At 46.6% G+C, this 5,169-nt stretch carries 3 protein-coding genes and 1 pseudogene; 2 read left to right on the top strand and 2 right to left on the bottom strand.

Going from position 1 to position 5,169, the window contains the following annotated elements:
- Nucleotides 1-197: 197 nt before the first annotated feature.
- Nucleotides 198-2,009, bottom strand: coding sequence for a sulfoacetaldehyde acetyltransferase (xsc, locus tag BCT81_RS17910; RefSeq protein ID WP_061032189.1), 1,812 nt, complete (start codon nucleotides 2,007-2,009; stop codon nucleotides 198-200).
- 264 nt (nucleotides 2,010-2,273) lie between these two features.
- Here xsc and BCT81_RS17905 point away from each other — a divergent pair, with 264 nt between their 5' ends.
- Nucleotides 2,274-3,254 (top strand): MoxR family ATPase, encoded by a 981-nt coding sequence (locus BCT81_RS17905; RefSeq protein WP_102425334.1) that lies wholly within the window; start codon nucleotides 2,274-2,276, stop codon nucleotides 3,252-3,254.
- A 3-nt stretch (nucleotides 3,255-3,257) separates the two neighbouring features.
- Nucleotides 3,258-4,979 carry a cobalamin biosynthesis protein CobT gene (locus BCT81_RS17900; protein ID WP_102425333.1) on the top strand — a complete coding sequence of 574 codons (1,722 nt, stop codon included), beginning with the start codon at nucleotides 3,258-3,260 and terminating at the stop codon, nucleotides 4,977-4,979.
- Between the two features lie 49 nt (nucleotides 4,980-5,028).
- Here the strand turns inward: BCT81_RS17900 and BCT81_RS29030 are convergent.
- Nucleotides 5,029-5,169: pseudogene (locus BCT81_RS29030) on the bottom strand (sulfite exporter TauE/SafE family protein); the annotation flags it as partial.

Below are 5,169 nucleotides of genomic sequence, written 5' to 3'. Positions count from 1 at the left end.
GGTGTAATAGTGATTTGGTTAGTGCTCTAATATTCAGAGCAAGGAACGTAAAAAATATGACTTAATGAAAAAAGAGTTTTCTTTCACGTTCAATTTAATATCAAAAACCATCACTTAATTTGTTTGTCCGACTCCGATCTCGATAGCCTTCTCCCTAACACTTTCGATAATACAGTGCCGGACAAACTTCCTATTGGTTATACGTAATCTTTGTATTTATCTAGGAAACGAACCGGTTTAGACAATGCGTCTCGACGGAACGGGTCGCCCAGTTCTTGAGTACACATGATCTCAATGATGGTTGTTTTGCCTTCGTTCATTTGCATGTCGATGGCTTTTTGTAGAGTTGGGCCAACATCTTCTAGCTTATCAACCGTGATACCTTCAGCACCCATTGCTCGAGCGATCTCTGCAAAGCTTTGGTTGTCTAGTTCACCAGCGACAAAACGTCGGTTGTAGAAGTCGACTTGGTTCTTCTTCTCTGCGCCCCATTGACGGTTGTGGAATACCACCGCAGTCACAGGAATGTTGTGACGAACACACGTCATGGTCTCCATCAGGCTCATGCCCCACGCGCCGTCGCCTGCGTAAGAGATAGCTGGACGATGAGGTGCTGCTGCTTTCGCACCAATGATGGTCGGGAACGCATAGCCACAGTTACCGAAACTCATTGCCGCAAAGAAGCTGCGCGGTTTTTCAAAACGTAAATAGCTGTTTGCAACCGAGTTGATGTTACCGATATCCGTTGAGACCATTACATCTTCTGGCATCGCCTTTTCGAGTTCACGAAGTACTTGGCGTGGGTGAAGGTATTCGCCACCAGAGAACGGAGTCTCATGCGAGTTTTCTTCAATCATGTCCAAGCTGAACGAGTCACGTTCGTGCGTCCACTCATCAAGCTCTTTTTCCCACAGCGCTTTTTCTGTTGCGACTGTGTCTTGGCGAGCGCCTTTGTTGTCATCACATAAGAGTGCACGACCTTCCAATCTCTCGGTTAGTGCCACTGCTGCCGCTTTCGCATCACCACAAATACCCACAGAGATCTTCTTAACCAAGCCAAGCATCTTGTTGTCTGCATCAATCTGAATGATTTTCGCGTTCTTCGGCCAGTAATCCATACCGTGTTGAGGCAATGTGCCAAATGGACCAAGACGTGTTCCGAGAGCAATAACCACATCCGCTTGAGCCATCAACTTCATTGCTGCTTTCGAACCTTGATAGCCTAAAGGACCACACCATAATGGGTGACTAGCGGGGAACGAGTCATTGTGTAGGTAGCTGTTTACTACGGGGGCGCCTAGTCGTTCTGCCAGTGCCGCACACTCTTGAACGGCATCAGCCATTACCACGCCGCCACCAGAAATGATGACTGGGAATTTCGCTTCAGCAATCAAGTCTGCCGCTTCGTTCAGAGATTTTTCACCACCTGGGCCACGGTCTAAACGTGCTGGTTGAGGGATCTCAGTTTGAGTCTCACCGTAAAAGTAGTCACGTGGAATATTAAGTTGAGTAGGCCCCATCTCGCTCATTGCACGGTCAAAGCATCGACCCGTGTATTCCGCCATACGGTCAGGGTGCGTTACATGCCCTTGATACTTAGTAAACTCTTGGAACATTGGAAGTTGGTTACACTCTTGGAAACCACCTAAGCCCATTGTTTTAGTACCGGTCTCTGGCGTCACAATAACAACAGGGCTGTGTGCCCAATACGCTGCTGCAATTGCTGTTACACAGTTACTGATACCCGGACCATTCTGGCCGATAACCACACCGTGGCGACCAGAAACTCGAGAGTAACCATCTGCCATGTGAGCAGCACCTTGCTCGTGTACCACTGGGACCAATCGAATGCCAGCAGGAGCAAAGATATCCATTGCATCCATAAATGCCGAACCCATGATGCCGAACATATCGGTAACATCATTGGCGACCATAGTTTCAACGAACGCTTCTGATGGTGTCATTGTTACTGTGCCGGAAACAACCGTACGTTTTTCTTGCTCACTCATTCTTCCATTCTCCTTGAGTTAACTTAAATTTCATTTTTCGGAATGAATTGTCTCTTTTTTGAATTCAAATTCACCTTAGTAGTAGATTTTTTGCGCGTCAACCTTTTGCGTTAAAATGGAACAATTCATTCTAATTAATAAAACTGGATCACATTATTGGTAGTTTTTCGTACAAAAAGTGCCGTTAACTCTAAGAGAGAGGTTAATAATCGATAGCAGTTCAAAAATCACAGCAGTCATGGAAGCGATAATGGGGAATAAAGAATGAACAATGAGGAATTGCGACCAACGCAACAGGTAAGTGTAAGAGAGCATTTCGGCATCGATAGCGACTTAACGGTATTGGCCTTTGAGAAAGCGGGAGAGTACGTACCGAAGATCGATCCCAACTACTGTTTTGATCCTGAGGTCACGCTCGCAATATTAGCGGGCTTCACATCTAACCGTCGCACGTTGATACAAGGCACACACGGAACCGGCAAGTCTTCTCATATAGAGCAAGTGGCAGCACGATTAAATTGGCCATGTTTGAGGATCAACCTAGATGGGCACTTAAGCAGACTAGATTTCATTGGCAAAGATAGCATCGTCATTAAAGATGGAATGCAGGTAACGGAATTTAAGGAAGGCATTCTTCCACAAAGCATTAAACAGCCTATCGCATTGGTACTGGACGAATACGACGCAGGCCGACCTGATGTGATGTTTGTGATTCAGCAACTCTTAGAGCAAGACGGCAAATACACTTCTCTCGAGCAAAACCGAGTGATCACTCCCCACCCTTCTTTCCGCCTGTTTGCTACCTGCAACACGCTTGGCTTGGGTAACTTCTCAGGTTTGTATTCGGGTACTCAAGTGCTTAACCATAGCCAACTTGACCGATGGAACATCATCGCGACACTTAACTATTTAGACCCACAACATGAAACTAAGATCGTGTTGTCAAAGCGCCCTGAGCTAAACAATGAAAGCGGTCAACAGTTAGTAGAGAAAATGATCGCCACCGCTGGTTTAACGCGAAATGGATTTAGAGCGGGCGACTTGTCGACGGTTATGTCGCCAAGAACGGTAATTACATGGGCTGAGAATATTCGAATATTCAACAATGTAGCCACTGCATTTAGGCTGTCGTTCCTCAACCGTTGTGAAGAAGAAGAGAAGGAGCTGGTTCGCGAATATTACTTCCGCTGCTTTGGTGAGGCACTAGAGGATCATACTCAGAGCTATGCTCAGTCGGAGTCTTAATCAATGGCTAATATTTCCTCCCAACAGAAAAAGATCCTCGATATTGGCGTGTCGGTTGCCAGAGCGATCAGCGGTGAGTTGAATCTGAATTACCGAGGAGAGCGCCTCTACAACGGTAGTCGTCCTTGTTATCACTTATCGGCACACACCAACGATCTCACCTTTGTATCACGCCATGAGCTCATCAACAGTAAATTATCGATGAACGGTAAAATTGACTCATCGGCATTGAGACTGCTGCTTTCTGATGCTGAACTTCACTATTCACTGCGCCCAAAAAACGAAGTCGAGCGTTTACTGTTCGATTTTTGCGAACAGGTACGAATCGAGTCACAAGTCCCAGCTTACCTAAAAGGCGTCACTAAAAGCATTCAGTTCAACTTTACGTATTGGAGCGATCAATATCATCAAAATGGCTTTACCGAATCTCGCATTGGTATTTTGTTATTCACATTAATGCAGGTCATCCACACTCGATTAACAGGTGTCCCAGTCTCAGAGCCCATCGCTGAAACCATTGAATCAACTCGGGCAGGCCTCGTACCTATTTTCGGCAACTGTCTAAAGCGCTTGAAGGGTCATAGATGCGACCAACAACAGTTTGCTAATTGCGCCAACGAACTGGCCTCTTTGGCGCAAGAGCTCATAAACCAAGAACAAGAGAGTAATAATTCGCCGACACCAACGGTTGAAGAGGACATCAAAATCCTCGCGCAACTTGCTTTAATCGTTGATGGTGACATAGAAGATGAAGAGATTGATGCGGACATCACTGGCAGTAGTAAGGTCTTCGAATTGTCAGGCGCCAATTATCAAGTATTCAATTCAGAATTTGACCAAGTGATCGCCGCAGATAAGCTCGTCCGGCGTGCCCTATTATTCGAACTGAGACAAAAACTCACTGATGACTTGATGGCGAGACAAGTGAATACCCGACGCTTAGCCGCCATGCTCTCTGGTTTTGTTGCCATACCGCAACGAGTTCGACGCCAAGAACACCTAGAAGAAGGCATCGTCAACGCCACCGCCATCACTAAGCTCATCACATCTCCTTTAGACCGCACGGTTTTTTATCAGCCTGAAATTGGCCCCTCTCACCAATGTGCCATCACGTTTTTGATGGACTGTTCGGGATCGATGCAGAAACACAGCCACAAGCTAAGCCTACTAATGGATACGATTCTCAAATCCGTTGGGCTCGCCAATATCCCCTTCGAGATTATCGGCTTCACCACCAACAACTGGAACGGTGGCAAGGTTTACCGACAGTGGCTCAAACAAGGCCAACCGAAACATCCCGGGCGTTTAAACGAGGTTAGACATATCGTATTTAAGGATTTTGATACCCATTGGAGGCGCGCTCGACTCGGTATTGCAAGCCTTCGTAAAGCGGACATCTTCAAAGAAGGAATTGATGGCGAAGCGGTTCAGTTTGCCAGCCAGCGATTGCAGCAGCACAGCGCACAACGAAAGGTTTTGTTTGTGTTTTCGGACGGTTGCCCGATGGATACCGCCACCAGCACAGCCAATGATCAATTCTATTTAGACAACCACCTCAAACAGGTGATTGATCGCGAGACGACCAAGAATAATATTGAAATCCACGGCGTAGGAATGGGGGTAGATTTAAGCCCCTATTATCGCAGTAACATCACGTTGGATACTCAAGAGAGCTGCTTGTTTGGACTATGTAGAGGAATCTTTGAGATGCTAAAGCGTGTTTAGACGGTGAAGCTTCGGCTAGCGAGTCGCTAGCCTCATTGATAGAGCTGGTTTATGAAGAGCCCAACAATGACCATGCCGACACGGCCATCAAATACCCACCAATCAACATCAACACCATAAATACTAACTTTCTGAGTTGGTCATTCGACAAGGGAGGCGGAAAGCGGCGCGCGAACATGGTGACAAGCGC

The sequence above is a fragment of the Vibrio sp. 10N.261.52.A1 genome, assembly GCF_002876325.1.
Taxonomy (GTDB): domain Bacteria; phylum Pseudomonadota; class Gammaproteobacteria; order Enterobacterales; family Vibrionaceae; genus Vibrio; species Vibrio chagasii.
Note: the sequence above shows the minus strand (reverse complement) of the source record. Positions and strands in the feature narration are given on the sequence as shown.